This window comes from Microvirga zambiensis WSM3693 (assembly GCF_016735695.1).
Taxonomy (GTDB): Bacteria; Pseudomonadota; Alphaproteobacteria; order Rhizobiales; family Beijerinckiaceae; genus Microvirga; species Microvirga zambiensis.
Genome location: NZ_JAERQD010000045.1, coordinates 34,159 through 51,116 on the forward strand (window position 1 = coordinate 34,159; position 16,958 = coordinate 51,116).

The 16,958-nt window shown below is 63.9% G+C and carries 13 protein-coding genes and 1 pseudogene; 11 read left to right on the forward strand and 3 right to left on the reverse strand.

The window, feature by feature from the left end; translation table 11 throughout:
* Positions 1-196 precede the first annotated feature (196 nt).
* Positions 197-2,875, forward strand: a complete 2,679-nt coding sequence (locus JKL46_RS25550; protein WP_201838613.1) for a M10 family metallopeptidase — start codon at positions 197-199, stop codon at positions 2,873-2,875.
* A gap of 441 nt (positions 2,876-3,316) precedes the next feature.
* Here the strand turns inward: JKL46_RS25550 and JKL46_RS25555 are convergent, their stop codons facing one another.
* Complete coding sequence (locus JKL46_RS25555; protein WP_201838614.1) at positions 3,317-3,973, reverse strand: alpha/beta hydrolase; 657 nt, start codon at positions 3,971-3,973, stop codon at positions 3,317-3,319.
* A 234-nt stretch (positions 3,974-4,207) separates the two neighbouring features.
* Between JKL46_RS25555 and JKL46_RS25560 the strand changes: the two genes are divergently transcribed.
* The 6 genes from JKL46_RS25560 to JKL46_RS25585 all read left to right on the forward strand — a co-directional run bounded on the left by JKL46_RS25560 (position 4,208) and on the right by JKL46_RS25585 (position 10,864).
* Entirely contained in the window at positions 4,208-5,380 is a 1,173-nt protein-coding gene (locus JKL46_RS25560; RefSeq protein WP_201838635.1) for a cysteine desulfurase family protein, read from the forward strand.
* 66 nt (positions 5,381-5,446) lie between these two features.
* Entirely contained in the window at positions 5,447-6,919 is a 1,473-nt protein-coding gene (gene sufB, locus JKL46_RS25565; protein ID WP_201838615.1) for a Fe-S cluster assembly protein SufB, read from the forward strand.
* 130 nt (positions 6,920-7,049) lie between these two features.
* Positions 7,050-7,802, forward strand: a complete 753-nt coding sequence (gene sufC / locus JKL46_RS25570; protein ID WP_201838616.1) for a Fe-S cluster assembly ATPase SufC — start codon at positions 7,050-7,052, stop codon at positions 7,800-7,802.
* Position 7,803: 1 nt separating this feature from the next.
* Positions 7,804-9,117: a Fe-S cluster assembly protein SufD gene (sufD, locus tag JKL46_RS25575; protein WP_201838618.1), complete on the forward strand. Its 1,314-nt coding sequence runs from the start codon at positions 7,804-7,806 to the stop codon at positions 9,115-9,117.
* A 117-nt stretch (positions 9,118-9,234) separates the two neighbouring features.
* A complete protein-coding gene (locus JKL46_RS25580; protein WP_201838620.1) occupies positions 9,235-10,470 on the forward strand; it encodes a cysteine desulfurase in 1,236 nt (411 codons plus the stop codon).
* Positions 10,471-10,489: 19 nt separating this feature from the next.
* On the forward strand, positions 10,490-10,864 hold the full coding sequence (locus tag JKL46_RS25585) for an SUF system Fe-S cluster assembly protein (protein WP_201838636.1): 375 nt from the start codon (positions 10,490-10,492) through the stop codon (positions 10,862-10,864).
* Between the two features lie 235 nt (positions 10,865-11,099).
* On the opposite strand, the gene ybaL is transcribed toward JKL46_RS25585, so the two are convergent.
* Complete coding sequence (gene ybaL, locus JKL46_RS25590; protein WP_201838622.1) at positions 11,100-12,980, reverse strand: YbaL family putative K(+) efflux transporter; 1,881 nt, start codon at positions 12,978-12,980, stop codon at positions 11,100-11,102.
* A gap of 167 nt (positions 12,981-13,147) precedes the next feature.
* Here ybaL and JKL46_RS25595 point away from each other — a divergent pair, with 167 nt between their 5' ends.
* Positions 13,148-13,528 (forward strand): HesB/IscA family protein, encoded by a 381-nt coding sequence (locus JKL46_RS25595; protein ID WP_201838624.1) that lies wholly within the window; start codon positions 13,148-13,150, stop codon positions 13,526-13,528.
* 3 nt (positions 13,529-13,531) lie between these two features.
* Positions 13,532-13,906: a TfoX/Sxy family protein gene (locus JKL46_RS25600; RefSeq protein WP_201838626.1), complete on the forward strand. Its 375-nt coding sequence runs from the start codon at positions 13,532-13,534 to the stop codon at positions 13,904-13,906.
* On the opposite strand, the gene JKL46_RS25605 is transcribed toward JKL46_RS25600, so the two are convergent.
* The gene (locus tag JKL46_RS25605; RefSeq protein WP_201838627.1) at positions 13,899-15,443 is read right to left on the reverse strand and encodes a DEAD/DEAH box helicase; all 1,545 of its coding nucleotides are present in this window, start codon (positions 15,441-15,443) and stop codon (positions 13,899-13,901) included. The genes JKL46_RS25600 and JKL46_RS25605 overlap by 8 nt on opposite strands.
* Before the next feature lie 189 nt (positions 15,444-15,632).
* On the opposite strand from JKL46_RS25605, the gene JKL46_RS25610 reads away from it, so the two are divergent.
* Both JKL46_RS25610 and JKL46_RS25615 read left to right on the forward strand, forming a co-directional pair.
* The gene (locus JKL46_RS25610) at positions 15,633-16,331 is read left to right on the forward strand and encodes an alpha/beta fold hydrolase (RefSeq protein ID WP_201838628.1); all 699 of its coding nucleotides are present in this window, start codon (positions 15,633-15,635) and stop codon (positions 16,329-16,331) included.
* Positions 16,332-16,639: 308 nt separating this feature from the next.
* Positions 16,640-16,958 (forward strand): annotated as a pseudogene (locus tag JKL46_RS25615) (autotransporter domain-containing protein); the annotation flags it as partial.

The following is a 16,958-nucleotide window of genomic DNA, read 5'->3' on the forward strand; positions in this document are numbered from 1 at the left end:
CCTGTCGCAAATGTGCGGACCCTCTACCAGCTTCGTGCCAGGATTTCACGCGGTTTCGACGGAGTGGCGCCTCTCGGCAGCCCAATGCGCTCAACTTGGAATTGAATTAACCACCGGTGCATGCCCGCCGACTCGCATATTGTCCAGCTTGCCGTCTTCGATTACAGTGATAATATATCGTTAAGGATTGAACGCGATGTCTTGGCTCGATGGTGCGTGGGACTGGCTCGAAGGAGCAGCACGAGACGCGGTCGACTTTTTCCGAGGGATCGGCGAGTGGGTCGTGGATGGAGTCCTGACCCTTCCATTGCGCTTCAACGTCCTGATGGCGAACTACCTCCCGGGCGTGTCGATAGGGAAGGCTGAGTATTTCAGGCCATCGCATCCGGATTCGGACGTCGCGGCGCTGCTGTCCGGCTCGAAGTGGAAGGGCGATGCGATCACCTATTCGCTTCCGGATGCCCGCGGCGACTATGTGCAGGTCAACCCCAGCGCATCGGGGTACGAACGCCTGTCGGCTCAATCGGAGACCGCCATCCATGAAGCGATGGCTGCCGTCGCCGGTTACATCAAGACCGGCGTCTCCTACGCGGGCCGCAACGACGCGATGATCAAGGTCGCCGGCTTCCAGTCCGGATCGATCATCAACGCAAGCACCGGGTATTATCCCGGCGTGCCCGTCTATGGCGGCGAGACCTGGCTCGAATACGGATCCTCCACTTATGTCCCGAAAGGCGGATCGAACCACTACTTGGTTCTCCATGAGCTGGGGCATGCGCTCGGCCTGAAGCATACCCATGACTCGGTCCCCGGCCTCCCGGGAATGTCGGCTGCACGGGATTCAACCGAATTCACTGTGATGTCCTATAAAACCACCACGGACAGGCCGTCGACCTTCATGCAATACGACATCGCAGCCCTGCAGGCGATGTACGGCGCCGACTTCACGACGAATGTGGGCGACACCGTCTATAGCTGGGATGCGTTTTCGGGCGAGATGTTTGTCAGGGACGAGTATCTCAACCAATATGGCATCGGTCAGGGCAGGCGAGCAGACAATAAGATCTTCCTGACCATCTGGGATGGCGGTGGTCTCGACACCTATGACATGTCGAACTTCGCCGGCAACGCTCTGATCGATCTGACGCCCGGCGGCTATTCACGTTTCTCCCAGGACAGGCTCGCACGGAAGACAGACACGGCCTTCGTCAACGGAAATGTCTACAACGCCTTCCAGTACCAAGGCGATGCGCGCTCCCTCATCGAGAACGCCAAGGGCGGGAGCGGCAACGACAAGATCATCGGCAATCAGGCTAACAACGTGCTCAAGGGCGGCCGGGGCAACGATGAGCTCTACGGAAATGCCGGCCACGACAATCTTTACGGCGAGGATGGCGACGACCGTTTCTATGGCGGAGCCGGATACGACATCTTCGACGGTGGAAATGGCCGGGATCTGGTGAGCTATTGGGACGAAAAGGCGGGCGTGCAGGTCTTTTTGTGGGGTACGGGCTTCCACAGTGGCGGCGCAGCCGTCGGCGACCACTTCGTCTCCATCGAGGCCATCGACGGATCTCGCTTCAACGACACGATCGAAGGCGACGGCGCTGCGAACACATTCTGGGGCGATGCCGGCGATGATGTCCTCCGAGGCGGCGCAGGCGACGATCAGCTTTCGGGCGGCGACGGCGACGATCGGCTCGAAGGCGGCACCGGCGCCGACCTGTTCAATGGGGGTAATGGCCGCGACATCGTGCGCTACGCGCTGGCGGCCGGAGCCGTGCGCGTCTACCTCTCGGATACCGCGCGCAACACCGGCGAGGCGGCGGGCGACACTTACGTTTCCGTCGAAGTGATCGAAGGATCGTTCCAGAGCGACACCCTCGAGGGCAGTGCGGCGGCCGACGTTTTCGTGGGGAATGCCGGCCATGACCTGCTCAAAGGCCTTGCCGGGGCAGATACGCTCTCGGGCGGGGCCGGCGGCGACCATCTCTATGGAGGCGAGGGGGCGGACCTTCTCGACGGCGGGGCGGACTTCGACTTCGCCGTCTATGCCGATGCGCCATCCGGCGTGCTGGTCGATCTCCTCAACATGTCGCGCAACGCCGGGGAGGCCGCAGGCGACGTATATGTCTCCATCGAAGGCCTGATCGGCTCCCTCCACGCCGACCAGTTCTACGGGACGGCCGGCTGGGACGGCTTCTATGGCGGCGCTGGAGACGACCGGCTCGAAGGAAGGGGCGGCGGCGACCAACTCGATGGCGGCGACGGGCGCGACCACGCGGTCTATTGGGGCGCGACGTCAGGCGTGGTGGCAAGCCTCTCGGCAGGGTATGGCACCGCGGGCGACGCGGCCGGCGACGTGTTCGTGTCCATCGAGGGCCTTGAAGGCTCGAACCATGCCGACACGCTCACCGGCGACGGTATCGGCAACACGCTCTACGGTAATGGTGGCAACGACCAGCTTTTCGGGCTCGCCGGCAACGACTACATCCACGGCGGCGATCATTCGGACAGCCTGTCGGGCGGCGAGGGCATGGATTGGCTCGTCGGCGGTGCCGGTCGCGATTATTTCCGCTTCGACACGGCACTGCATACCGGGAATGTGGACACGATCGAGGACTTCAGCGTGGCCGAGGACATGATCCAACTCGGCCGCAGCGTCTTCGGCAATTTATCCGGAACTACGCTTGCCGCGGCAGCCTTCACCACCGGCTCCGCGGCGACGACGGCATCGCATCGCATCGTCTACAACAAGACGAGCGGCGAGCTCTTCTACGATGCCGACGGTTCCGGCATGGCGGCAGGACAGACCAAGTTCGCCGTGATCGGCGCTGGTCACAACCTGACGGCCTCTCACTTCCTGCTGGTCTAGAGCATTTTTCGGCGAAGTGGTTCCGGTTCGCCGTCCAAAAATGCGGCAAGCAAAGAAGAGAGCTGATTCCACGCAAGTGGAACGGCTCTAGGACGAGGCCGTTCAAAAATGGGCCGTGGCTCAGTTTGACTCTGCCTTGTCATTCCGGGGCGCCGCAGGCGAGCCCGGAACCCATAGCCACGACGTTTCCGAAGAGAGCTGGAGCTCGCCGCCTTGTTCGACAGCGTTAGCGCTTATAGGTTTCCCCGCCTTCGGCGTGGCCCTTCGGGTCGGGTTCCGCTGCGCGGCCCCGGAATGACGGGGCGGGGCCAAACTTAAGTCACTACCCGTTTCCGCCGGCCTTTGTTTGGCATTGGCTGAAAAAGGCGAAGCCGGCGTCGGAATGCGCCGGCTTCGGACAGTCATGACTTAAATGGGTGAGAGTGCAGTGCCGGTCTCGGCTCAGGCGACCTCTTCCGTCGCGCCCAGGCGCTTGTCGAGATATTCGTCCACGGACACCATCAGCTCGTCGACCTTGCCGTCGAAGAAGTGGTTGGCTCCCTCGATCACCGCGTGCTCGAGCTTCACGCCCTTCTGAGTCTTCACCTTCTCGATCACGCTCACCACGTCGCGGACCGGCGCCACGCGATCTTCCGAGCCGTGCACGAAGAGGCCGGAGGACGGGCAGGGGGCGAGGAAGGAGAAATCGTAGCGGTTGGCCATGGCGGCGATCGAGATGAAGCCCTCGATCTCCGGGCGGCGCATGAGGAGCTGCATGCCGATCCAGGCGCCGAAGGACACGCCGGCGATCCAGCAGGCGCGGGCATCCGGGTTCATGGACTGAGCCCAGTCGAGGGCTGCCGCCGAATCGGAGAGCTCGCCCTGGCCATGGTCGAAGGCGCCCTGGCTGCGGCCGACACCGCGGAAGTTGAAGCGGAGCACCGAGAAGCCGCGCTTCACGAAATCGTAGTACAGGTTGTAGACGATCTGGTTGTTCATCGTCCCGCCGAATTGCGGGTGCGGGTGCAGGATGATGGCGATCGGAGCGCCTTTTTCCTTGGCCGGCTGGTAGCGCCCTTCGATGCGACCGGCAGGACCCGTAAAGATGACTTCAGGCATATACGCGAACCTCTTGATCACCTCTCCGTCAGGAGAGGGAAAATCCCGCACGACCTTGACTTCAGGCCGCGGATCCTCATAAAAGAACCCTTAGAACTATTCTAAAGTGTTCCACTGTTTCATTGGCCCCGGGTGACTGATACCGTCGGGGGAAACATCGGACAGATGTGGTTGGGGTGCTTTAGCACGGCAACCAGGGTCGATTGCAAGAATTTCGTGAGGCTTCAGGCAGCCATGGCGGTCAGCCAGCGCATATATCTCGACCACAATGCCACCTCGCCCCTGCGGCCGGAGGTGGCCGAGGTCGTTCTGCAGGCGCTGAAACTGCCGGGAAATCCCTCGTCCGTCCATGCCGAGGGACGGGCCGCACGGGCCGAGATCGAGCAGGCGCGGGAGAAGGTGGCCCGCCTCGTCGGGGCGAGACCAAAGAACGTCATCTTCACCAGCGGTGGGACCGAAGCCGCGAATCTCGTCCTGACGCCGGGCTTCCGGCGCCTGGGACAGGCTGGCCCGACACGGCTCCTCGTCGGAGCAGCGGAGCACCCTTGCGTGCTCAACGGTCACCGGTTTTCCCCTGACGCCGTCGGGGTCATCCCCGTCGATTCGAACGGCATCCTCGATCTGGCCTGGCTCAAGGCGGCGCTGGAAAGGGCCGGGGAGGAGCGGGTTCTGGTCTCCGTTCAGCTCGCCAACAACGAGACCGGCGTGCTTCAGCCGGTGGCCGAGGCGGCCCGGATCGTTCACGAGCATGGCGGGCTGATCCATACCGACGCGGTGCAGGCGGCCGGCAAGTGCCCGGTGGACTTGGCCGAGCTCGGCGTCGATGCGCTCACCCTCTCGGCCCACAAGATCGGCGGTCCGAAGGGCGTCGGCGCCCTGGTGCTGGCCTCCGACCAGTTCGAGATCGCCGAGAAGCTTGTCCGCGGCGGCGGGCAGGAAAAGGGGTTCAGGGCCGGCACGGAGAACGTGGCGGCCATCGCCGGTTTCGGGGCCGCGGCCGAGTTGGCCATGGCCAGCCTGGAACAGGAAGCTGCCCGCCTTCTTAACCTGCGGGAGGAGGCTCGGGCCGAGCTTTTCCGCATCGCGCCCGATGCCATTGTTGTGGCTACCAGTGCTGAGCGGTTGCCTAATACCTTCGCCTTTGCCATACCCGGCCTCAAAGCCGAAACGGCATTGATCGCTTTCGATCTGGCAGGGGTGGCCCTGTCCTCCGGTTCGGCCTGCTCGTCCGGAAAGGTCAAGCGATCGCATGTGCTCGACGCCATGGGGGTTGAGCCCGCCCTGGCCGAGGGCGTTTTACGTGTGAGTTTGGGGTGGACGACCACGAAAGAGGACGTGCTCCGCTTTGCGGAGGCGTGCGAAAGGGTGGTCGGCACCTTATATAAGCGGAAGGCGAGCGCGGCCTGACGGCCGGCGAGCATTTCCATGTCATCAACCCGCGGCCCTTGAAGCCGTGAGCGGTGGGAGAGACGAATGCCTGCAGTGCAGGAAACCATCGATCAGGTCCGTCTGATCGACGTCGATCAGTACAAGTACGGCTTCGAGACCGAAGTCGAGATGGAGAAGGCACCCAAGGGCCTCTCCGAGGATGTGATCCGCTTCATCTCGGGCAAGAAGGGCGAGCCGGAGTGGATGCTCCAGTGGCGCCTCGACGCCTATAAGCGCTGGCTCACCATGAATGAGCCGAACTGGGCGCGGGTGTCGTACGACAAGATCGACTACAACGACATCTATTACTACGCCGCGCCGAAGATGAACCCGTCGCCGAAGTCCCTCGACGAGGTCGATCCGGAGATTCTCAAGACCTACGAGAAGCTCGGCATCCCGCTTCGCGAGCAGGAAATCCTGGCCGGCGTCGAGCCGCAAAACCGGGTCGCCGTGGATGCGGTGTTCGACAGCGTGTCCGTGGCCACGACCTTCAAGGAAGAGCTTGCCAAGGCCGGCGTGATCTTCATGCCGATCTCGGAGGCCATCCGCGAATACCCGGATCTCGTCCGCCAGTATCTCGGCACGGTCGTGCCCGTGACGGATAACTTCTTCGCGACGCTGAACTCGGCGGTCTTCACCGACGGCTCGTTCGTCTACATCCCGCCGGGCGTGCGCTGCCCGATGGAGCTGTCGACCTATTTCCGCATCAACGAGAAGAACACGGGTCAGTTCGAGCGGACGCTCATCATCGCCGACAAGGGCTCCTACGTCTCCTATCTCGAAGGCTGCACGGCGCCCAAGCGCGACGAGAACCAGCTCCACGCCGCAGTGGTCGAGCTGATCGCCCTCGACGATGCCGAAATCAAGTATTCCACGGTCCAGAACTGGTATCCGGGCGATGCCGAAGGCCGGGGCGGCATCTACAACTTCGTGACCAAGCGCGGCGATTGCCGGGGCAAGAACTCGGTCATCACCTGGACCCAGGTCGAGACCGGCTCCGCCATCACCTGGAAGTACCCGTCCTGCATCCTGCGCGGCGACAACTCGCGCGGCGAGTTCTATTCGATCGCCGTGTCGAATGGAAAGCAGCAGGTCGATTCCGGCACCAAGATGATCCATCTGGGCAAGAACACCACGAGCCGGATCATCTCGAAGGGCATCGCCGCGGGCAAGTCCGAGAACACCTATCGCGGTCTCGTCTCGGCCCACCGCAAGGCGACGGGCGCGCGCAACTTCACGAACTGCGACTCGCTGCTCATCGGCAACCAGTGCGGCGCGCATACGGTGCCGTACATCGAGTCGAAGAACGCCACCGCCGTGTTCGAACACGAGGCGACCACATCGAAGATCTCCGAGGATCAGATGTTCTACTGCCAGCAGCGCGGCCTCTCGGACGAGGAGGCGACGGCGCTGATCGTGAACGGCTTCGTGAAGGACGTGCTGCAGCAGCTCCCGATGGAGTTCGCGGTCGAGGCGCAGAAGCTGATCTCGATCTCGCTCGAAGGCTCGGTCGGTTAATTGCAACATAGCCCTCATCCTGAGGAGCCGCCGAAGGCGGCGTCTCGAAGGACGAGGGCGTCTCGCTGAAATCATCCTTCGAGACGCGCGCAGGCGCGCTCCTCAGGATGAGGGTTTTAGGAAAACTACAATGCTCGAAATCAAGAACCTGGTTGTCCAGATCGAGGACAAGCGCATTCTCAACGGCCTCAACCTCACCGTGAACAAGGGCGAGGTCGCCGCCATCATGGGCCCGAACGGCTCGGGCAAGTCGACCCTGTCCTACGTGATCGCCGGCAAGGAGGACTACGAGATCCTCGACGGCGAGATCCTGCTCGACGGCGAGAACCTGCTCGAAATGGAGCCGGACCAGCGCGCCGCCGCCGGCGTGTTCCTCGCCTTCCAGTATCCGCTGGAAATCCCCGGCGTCGCCTCGATGACCTTCCTGAAGGCTGCCATCAACGCCCAGCGCAAGGCGCGCGGCGAGGACGAGCTGACCACGCCCGATTTCATCAAGCGCGTGAACGCTGCGGCCACTCAGCTCGAGATTCCCAAGGACATGCTCAAGCGCGCGCTGAATGTCGGCTTCTCCGGCGGCGAGAAGAAGCGCATGGAGATCCTGCAGATGGCTCTGCTGCAGCCGTCCTTCTGCATTCTGGACGAGACCGATTCCGGCCTCGACATCGATGCGCTTCGCATCGTGTCCGAGGGCGTGAACGCGCTGCGCTCGCCCGACCGCGCCTTCCTCGTCATCACGCACTACCAGCGCCTCTTGAACCATATCGTCCCGGACACCGTGCACGTGATGCATGGCGGCCGCATCGTGCGCTCGGGCGGCAAGGAGCTGGCGCTCGAACTCGAGGCCAATGGCTACGCCGATTACCGGGAAAGCGAGGCCGCGTAACATGGCTGACGTCACCCTCATGAAGACGCCAGCGGAAACCGCGCTGGTGCAGGCCTTCGAGAGCGCGAAGACGGCGTTGCCCGGCGACGGGGAATCGCGTGCTCAGGCCTTCGAGCATTTCGCCCAGCAGGGCTTGCCGCATCGCCGGGTCGAGGAGTTCAAGTACACCGATCTGCGCGCGCTCCTGCGCGAGGTCGCGCCCTTCGCCGGCACGCCCTCCGCGGAGGAGGCCAAGGCCGCCCTCGCGGGCGCCAAGGCGCTTGCCGGCGTCGACGCGCTGCAGGTGCCGTTCGTGAACGGCCACTTCGTCCGCGACGCGGTGGACTTCCACGCCCTGCCGGAGAACGTCGAGATCGTGCCGCTCGCCGAGGCTCTGGCGAACGGCCATGACTGGCTGGCGAAGCTGAGCCCGGTGAAATGGGCGAACGACAACCCGGTCTACCAGCTCAACACGTCCTTCATGGCGGATGGGGTGATGATCCGGATCGCCGGGCCCGTCGAAGCGCCGGTGCATCTGCGCTTCGTGACGTCCGCGACCTCGGCCGTTGCCACCGCGACCCGCATTCTCGTGGTCGTGGAGGAGGGCGCCTCGGTGACCCTGCTCGAGACGCATGAGAGCACGGACGGTGCCAATCACCAGCCGAACGACGTGGTGGAGCTGATCGCCGGCGACCGCACCAACGTGCAGCACGTGCGCGTCAATGCCGAGGGCAACAAGGCGCTCGCCTTGTCGACGCTCGCGGCCAAGATCGGCGGCGAGGCCCTGTTCAACAGCATCAACGTGACGGCCGGCGCTGCGACCTCGCGGCATCAGGTCTTCGCCATTCTCGACGGCGAGAACACCAACCTGCGCGTCAACGGCACGACGATGCTGAAAGGCACGCAGCACGGCGACTCGACCCTCGTGGTCGAGCATGCGGCTCCTCATTGCGAGAGCCGCGAGCTGTTCAAGACGGTGATCGACAACGAGGCCACCGGTGTCTTCCAGGGCAAGATCATCGTTCCGCATCACGCGCAGAAGACCGACGGCCGCATGATGTCGGCGGCGCTCCTCCTGGAGGAGGGCGGCGCCATGAACAACAAGCCGGAGCTCGAGATCTTCGCCGACGACGTGCAATGCGCCCACGGCGCCACCTGCGGCCAGCTCGACGAGGACCTCCTGTTCTACCTCATGGCCCGCGGCCTGCCGAAGAAGGAGGCCGAAAGCCTCCTGGTTCAGGCCTTCCTGGGCGAGGCGCTGGAATTCGTCGAGAACGAGGCCGTCCGCGAGTCGCTCGTCGGCACGGTCGAGGGCTGGCTGAAGGCGCGAGCATAACGCGCCTCGTCATGCCCGGCCTCGTGCCGGGCATCCACGTCTTTGCTTCGCGCCGACGTGGAAGACGTGGATGGCCGGGTCAAGCCCGGCCATGACGGCAGAGAAATGGTTAGGCCGATGAACATGCAAGTGAAGCCATACGACGTCGAAGCGATCCGGGCGGAGTTTCCGATCCTGGCCGAACAGGTCTATGGCAAGCCGCTCGTCTATCTCGACAACGCCGCCTCGGCACAGAAGCCGAAGGTCGTGATCGATGCCATGGTGAACACCATGGAGACGGGCTACGCGAACGTTCATCGCGGCCTGCACTACATGGCGAATGCGGCAACCGAAGGGTTTGAGCGCGCACGCGAAACGGTTCGCGAGTTTCTGAACGCCGGCTCCATCGAGGAGATCGTCTTCACCAAGTCGGCGACCGAAGCCTACAACCTCGTGGCGGATTCCTTCGGGCGCATGAATATCGGAGAGGGCGACGAGATCATCCTCTCCATCATGGAGCACCATTCCAACATCGTGCCGTGGCACTTCCTGCGCGAGCGCAAGGGAGCGGTGATCAAATGGGCGCCGGTCGACGACGAGGGCAACTTCCTCATCGACGAGTTCGAGAAGCTCATCTCTCCGCGCACCAAGATCGTCGCCATCACCCACATGTCGAACGTGCTCGGCACGGTGACGCCGATGAAGGAAATCATCCGCATCGCCCACGCACACGGGGTTCCGGTGCTGGTCGACGGGGCGCAGGGCGCGGTTCATCTCAGCGTCGACGTGCGCGATCTCGATGCGGATTTCTACGTGCTCACCGGCCACAAGGTCTATGGCCCGACCGGCATCGGCGTTCTCTACGGCAAGCGCGAATGGCTCGAGAAGATGCCGCCTTACTCGGGTGGCGGCGAGATGATCCGCGAAGTGCGCCAGGACGCGATCACCTACAACGACCCGCCGCACCGGTTCGAGGCGGGAACGCCGCCGATCATCGAGGCCATCGGGCTCGATGCCGCTCTGCGCTTCATGATGCAGCTCGGCCGGGAGAACATCCAGGCGCACGAGGCCGCGCTCTCGGCGTACGCCCATGAGCGGCTCGGCGCCATGAACTCGATCCGGATCATCGGCCGCGCTAAGGGCAAGGGCGCGATCCTCGCCTTCGAGATGAAGAACGCGCATGCCCATGACGTCGCGACCATCATCGACCGGCAGGGCGTGGCGGTACGCGCCGGCACCCATTGCGCCATGCCGCTGCTGGAGCGCTTCGGGGCGACCTCGACCTGCCGTGCTTCGTTTGGCCTGTACAACACCATGGAAGAAGTCGATAAGCTGGCGGACGCCCTGCAGAAGGCGGAAGCCTTGTTTGCGTGAGGATTGACCTGTGAATGACATGACCCCGACCCAGGATGGGCCCAACGCGCCGCAGGCGTCTTCAGGCTCCACGATCCCGCCGGAAGAGCTCGACCGCATGACGGATGACATCGTCGCGGCCCTGAAAACCGTCTACGACCCGGAAATTCCGTCCGACATCTACGAGCTCGGGCTGATCTACCGCGTCGATATCGACGACGACCGCAACGTTTCCATCGACATGACCCTGACCGCCCCCGGCTGCCCCGTCGCCGGCGAGATGCCGGGCTGGGTCGAGAATGCCGTCTCGACCGTTCAGGGCGTGCAGAGCGTCAAGGTCGCCATGGTCTTCGACCCGCCGTGGGACCAGAGCCGCATGTCCGATGAGGCGCGCGTCGCGCTCGACATGTGGTGAGGCCCACGACTCGATCCCTCTTCGTCTAATCGCGTTATGGCCGGGCTTGTCCCGGCCATTTTTCGTTGTTGCAACGCTTTGCACCGTCATTCCGGAGCGCCGCAGGCGAGCCCGGAACCCATAAACACGACGTTCAAGGAAAGTGCGATGCGCGTCACACCCTTTTCGCAAGTGCTGGCGGTTATGGGTTCCGGGCTCCGCTTCGCGGCCCCGGAATGACAAGGGAGCGGATGTACTAACGCCCCCGTTCGTCGGCAGACCGGCGCACGGGCTCCTGTTCCAGCCCAGTTTCCTCCGACTGATCCGAAACGGATTCGGTCACGGGACCTTCCGGCGACAATTCAGCGGCGTCGTCACGCTCATCGTCCGCAACCTCATCGTCCGCCTCCTCGACGGAGGACAGCACCGGCTCCCGGGGTGCGTCGGGAACTGCGGCGAACATGGCGCGGGCGATCTCCTGTTCGCCCATCACGACCCGGCTCGCGCCGTATTTCATGACGTGCTCTTCCTGGGCATCGGAATGCACGCGCACGATGATCGGCAGGTCCGGATTCATGCTGCGGGATTGCTCCACCACCTGACCGCTCTCGAAGGCATCCGGAATCGCGACCAGGAGGCATCGGGCTTGCCTGATGTTGGCGGCGGCCGCCACGTCGGGATCGGCCGCATTGCCGACGATGACCGGCAGGTTCTCCTTCTGGAGGTCGGCGATCTGGCTCTTGGTGGTCTCGATGACGAGAAAGGGCGTGCCGGATGCGATCAGCTTGCCGGTGATGAACTTGCCGACGCGTCCATGGCCGACGAGGACCACATGGTCGGAAAGCGACGTCGCCGGCAGAGGTTCCTGTGCAGCTGCAGCCGCCGCTTTCTCCGCGGCAGCCGCTTCCTTCTCGGCGGCGATCGCCTCGGCCTTCGCCGTTGCCTTGGCGGTTTCGCCTTTCGCGAACCACCGGTCGAGCAGGGTGAACAGGAACGGGTTCACCAGGATCGACAGGATGGCGCCCGCCAGGATCAGGTCGCGCCCTTTCTCGGGCAAAAGCTGAAGCTCGACGCCGAGACCGGCGAGGATGAACGAGAATTCGCCGATCTGCGCGAGGCTCGCGGCGATGGTCAGCGCGGTCGAGTTCGGATGGCGGAAGAGCCGCACGATGGCGAAGGCGGCAAGCGACTTGCCGACCACGATGATCAGGAAGGTCGCAAGCACCGGACCGAAATCGTTGACCAGGATCATCGGGTCGAACAGCATGCCGACCGAGACGAAGAACAGGACCGCGAAGGCGTCGCGCAGGGGCAGGGTCTCGGAGGCCGCCTGATGGCTGAGCTCCGACTCGCTTAAGACCATGCCGGCGAAGAAGGCGCCGAGCGCGAAGGACACGCCGAACAGTTCCGCAGCGCCGAAGGCGGCGCCAAGAGCGATGGCTAGGACCGCCAAACGGAACAGCTCGCGCGAGCCCGTATGGGCGACGTAGTGCAGGATCCACGGAATCACCCGGCGGCCGACGATCAGCATGATCGCCACGAAGGCGACCACCTTGCCCAGCGTGATGCCCAGGGAAATGACGATGGATTCCACGTCGGCCGAGGCGCTGGCCGTGGCGTTGGCGAAAGCCGGCAACAACACCAGGGTCAGCACCATGGCCAGATCTTCCACGATCAGCCAGCCGACGGCGATATGGCCGCGCTCGGTCTCGACGAGGCGGCGCTCCTGCAGGGCCCGCAGCAGCACGACCGTACTGGCGACCGAGAGGGCCAGGCCGAAGACGATCCCGCCGCCGAGGTTCCATCCCATCAGCCAGGCCAGCCCCATGCCCAGAACCGTCGCGCTGGCGATCTGAACCACGGCGCCCGGGATGGCGATGGCCTTCACGGAGAGCAGGTCCTTGAGCGAGAAGTGGAGGCCGACGCCGAACATCAGCAAGATCACGCCGATTTCAGCGAGCTGGTTGGCGAGCCCCTGGTCCGCTACGTAGCCGGGGGTGAACGGCCCGGCGAGGACGCCGGCGAGAAGGTAACCGATAAGGGGAGAAAGGCGGAACCGGTGCGCAATAGCGCCAAGGGCGAATGCCATCACGAGGCCGACAACAACGGTGGATATCAGCGGCATGTGATGCGGCATCGGCTCTCCTTCGACGGGTTTTTTGGATGGACAATCCCGATATGGTCGACCTCGGCAGTTGGCACAACCCCAAAGTGTCTCGACGTTGCACCATTCATCGCCTATCTATTCATCATGTGAACTCGTTCTGCCCGGGCCTTGAACCCGGCCGTCAGGAGAGAAGGCTTATGGCTCTACCCGGTTTCAAGGTCGTGACCTTGACCGACGCGGCGGCGAACCGCGTCAAGGACATCATCGGCAAGGCGGACCGTCCCATCGTCGGCGTGCGCGTCGGCGTGAAGAATGGCGGCTGTGCCGGCATGTCCTACACCATGGAATACGCGGAAAGCGTCAACCCGCTCGACGAGGTGGTCGAGGACAAGGGCGTGACCGTGCTCATCGATCCCAAGGCCGTGCTTTTCCTGCTCGGCACGGAGATGGACTTCCAGACGACCAGGATGTCGTCCCAGTTCGTCTTCAACAATCCCAACCAGACCTCGGCCTGTGGCTGCGGCGAATCCGTCGCGATCACGCCGGCGACGCCGCCTGCGCTTCAATCCGCCAACTGAGCCATGGAATCCGAGGATATCCGCGAGATCTTCCGCGCCCTCGGTCCCGTCCAGATTCGCCGGATGTTCGGAGGGCAGGGCGTCTATCGGGACGAGCTGATGTTCGCGCTCGTGGCGTCCGGAGAACTCTATCTCAAGACCGACGACGAGAGCGTCGGCTTCTTCCGGAACGCCGGGTCTCGTCCGTTTTCCTACGAGACGAAGGACGGCAGCAAGACGCTCACGAGCTATTGGCTGATGCCCGAATCAGCCCTCGACGATCCCGACGAGGCGGCCGAGCTGGGAAAGATGGCCGTGGCGGCGGCTCGTCGGAAGGTGGCGGGCAAGGCCAAGGGCACGGCCAAGACCCGCAAGCGCGCTTCCCGATCCGCTACTTAGCCTTTTTGAGCGTCGCCGGCCGCATCAGGAAGGCCGGAACGTGATCGCCCAGACCGATCACTTTCTCGTCATGATCGTCGTCCCGGCGCGAGCGACCGCGATATTCGCGCTCGGACGACCGCTCAGATCGCTCGGATCGCTCAGACCGTTCGGAGCGCTCTGGCCGTTCGGAGCGCTCTGGCCGTTCGGAGCGCTCAGAGCGTTCGCTGCGCTCCTGGCGGGGCCTGCGGCTCGGCTGTTCCTCGCGCGGGGCGGGATTCGCGCGCGCCGCCGGTGCCTCGTCCCTCGGCTCTTCGGACCGCTCACGGCTGCGCTCCGACGAGCGCACCCGGACCTTGCGGCCCCGTGACCGTTCCTCGCCCCGGCCGCCGCCGCGGCGGCGGGAGGATCCCTCCGAAGCCGGACGCTCGGCGAGCGTCGGGCCTTCCCATTCGATCGGCTGGCCGATCAGCTTCTCGATGGCCGCCAGGGATTTCTCGTCGCTGTGGCTTACCAGCGTGAAGGATTGGCCCGAGCGCCCGGCGCGACCCGTGCGGCCGATCCGGTGTACGTAATCCTCGGCGTGATGCGGAGTGTCGTAGTTGAACACGTGGCTGACCGCCGGAATGTCGAGGCCGCGGGCTGCCACGTCGCTGGCGACCAGGATCGGCATCTCTCCGGTGCGGAAGCTGTCGAGCGCCGCCATGCGGGCATGCTGGTCCATGTCGCCGTGAAGGGCGACCGCCCCGAAGCCGTGTTTCTGCAGGGACCGGTGAAGGACGGCGACGTCGCGCTTGCGGTTGCAGAAGACGATGGCGTTCTGGAGGTCCGTCGCGTTCCGGATCAGCTCCCGCAGGGTTTCGCGCTTCTCGTAATCCTCGCGGCCCGTCGCCACGAGGCGCTGGATGATGGTCGAGGCCGTCGAAGCGGCGCGGGCCACTTCCACCTTCACGGGATTGTGGAGGAAGGCATCGGCGAGGCGCTGGATCTCCGGCGGCATCGTCGCCGAGAAGAACAATGTCTGGCGGGTGAACGGCACGAGCTTCACGATGCGCTCGATATCCGGGATGAAGCCCATGTCGAGCATGCGGTCGGCCTCGTCGATGACGAGCAGCTCGACGCCGGTGAGCAGGAGCTTGCCGCGCTCGAAATGGTCGAGCAGGCGGCCGGGCGTCGCGATCAGCACGTCGACGCCGCGGGTGATCTTGGCATCCTGATCGCCGAAGGAGACGCCGCCGATGAGAAGAGCGACCGAGAGCTTGTGGTTGACGCCGTACTTGTCGAAGTTCTCCTCGACCTGGGCGGCGAGCTCGCGGGTCGGCTCCAGGATGAGCGTGCGCGGCATGCGCGCCCGGGCACGGCCTGTTTCCAGCAGGGTCAGCATGGGCAGCGTGAAGGCCGCCGTCTTGCCGGTGCCGGTCTGCGCGATGCCGAGCACGTCCCGACGCGCCAGCACGTGCGGGATGGCCTGGGCCTGGATGGGCGTCGGCGTCGTGTAGCCTGCGGCATCCACGGCTTGTTGAACTTTTTCGCTAAGTCCGAGTTCGGCGAACGACATGAATGCAAATTACCGTTGAGGGGCTAAGGCGCGCTCTTAAGTGCCGGCCGCGCTCTACGGCAACAAACAGGCGCGAGACTGGTTTCACCTGAGGCTCTTGCTCAAGTTAAGGAGTGGCGGGACCATAAGATAAGCTATGCGCTTGTCAATCCAGGGAAACTTGCCAAAAGACCGCAAAGGACAAATTGAATGGCCGAAGCACTCGTTCTGATCCCCGGGCTGGCCTGCACATCCCGCCTTTTCGAGCCGCAGATCGAAGCCTTGTCCGAGGGGCGGACCGTGCTGGTGGCCGACCATAGGCGGGATGATTCGATCCCGGCCATCGCCGCCCGTCTGCTGCACGAGGCTCCCGAGCGCTTTGCCCTCGCCGGGCTCTCGATGGGCGGATACGTCGCCATGGAGGTCATGCGGCAGGCGCCGGAACGGGTTGCGCGGCTGGCGCTGCTCGATACGAATGCGCGCCCGGACTCGGTCGAGGCCAGTCAGGATCGCGAAAGGCTGATCGCGCTCGCTCAGGCCGGCCGCCTCGAGGATATCCATTCCAGGCTATGGCCACGCCTTGTCCATCCGGACAACCAATCCAATCAGGCGCTGCAGGACATCTCTGTCTCCATGCTGCGGGAAACCGGCACGGAAGCCTATATCCGCCAGCAGCGTGCGATCATGGCGCGTGCCGATTCCCGGCCGGGGCTCTCCGGCATCGAGATTCCGACCCTCGTGCTCGTTGGGGAAGGCGACGCGATCACGCCGCCTGACATCGCGCGGGAGATGGCGGAAATGATCGAATGGTCCTCCCTGGTGGTCGTGCCCGGGGCAGGACACTTGTCGTCCCTCGAACAGCCTGAGCGGGTGATTCAGGCCCTCACGCTATGGTTGAACGAGAATTAACCATCTTTTCGCCCGCTTCTTGCAGACCTCGTGCAAAAGATGGTCAATCCTTCGTTACCGGGCTCAAGACGAGCAATCGGTCTTGATACCGGCGCTGCAAGATATTGAAAAATAAGCAATTTTAAGATCTCCCTCCTATGCCGCTCGGGAATGGCAGGCCGAGCCGGAAGGGTGTCCAAAGCCACCGACCTTGGGTTGTCGGGGGATATAATCCGGCTTTGGCCTCATGTGTGGCAGGAAAGTGACAGACGCAAGGTCAAGTCTGGGCTACAAGCTGGCCACATCCTTCTAACGGACGGACCAAACCAATGAAAAAGATTCTCCTCTCTTCGGTCGCCCTCCTCGGCCTGGCCACCGGCGCTCTCGCTGCCGACCTTCCCTCGCGCCGCGCTCCGGCTCCGGTGATCGCTGCCGTTCCGCTCTTCACCTGGACCGGCTTCTACGTCGGTGTGAACGCCGGCTATGGCTGGAACACCAATGACAGCATCACCGTCGGCGGTGTCCGCTTCGACCTCGACGACGACGGCGGCTTCGTCGGCGGCGCCCAGGTCGGCTACAACTACCAGATCGGCTCCTTCGTGGTCGGTCTCGAAGGCGACATCCAGTACGCCGATTTCGGCGGCGACG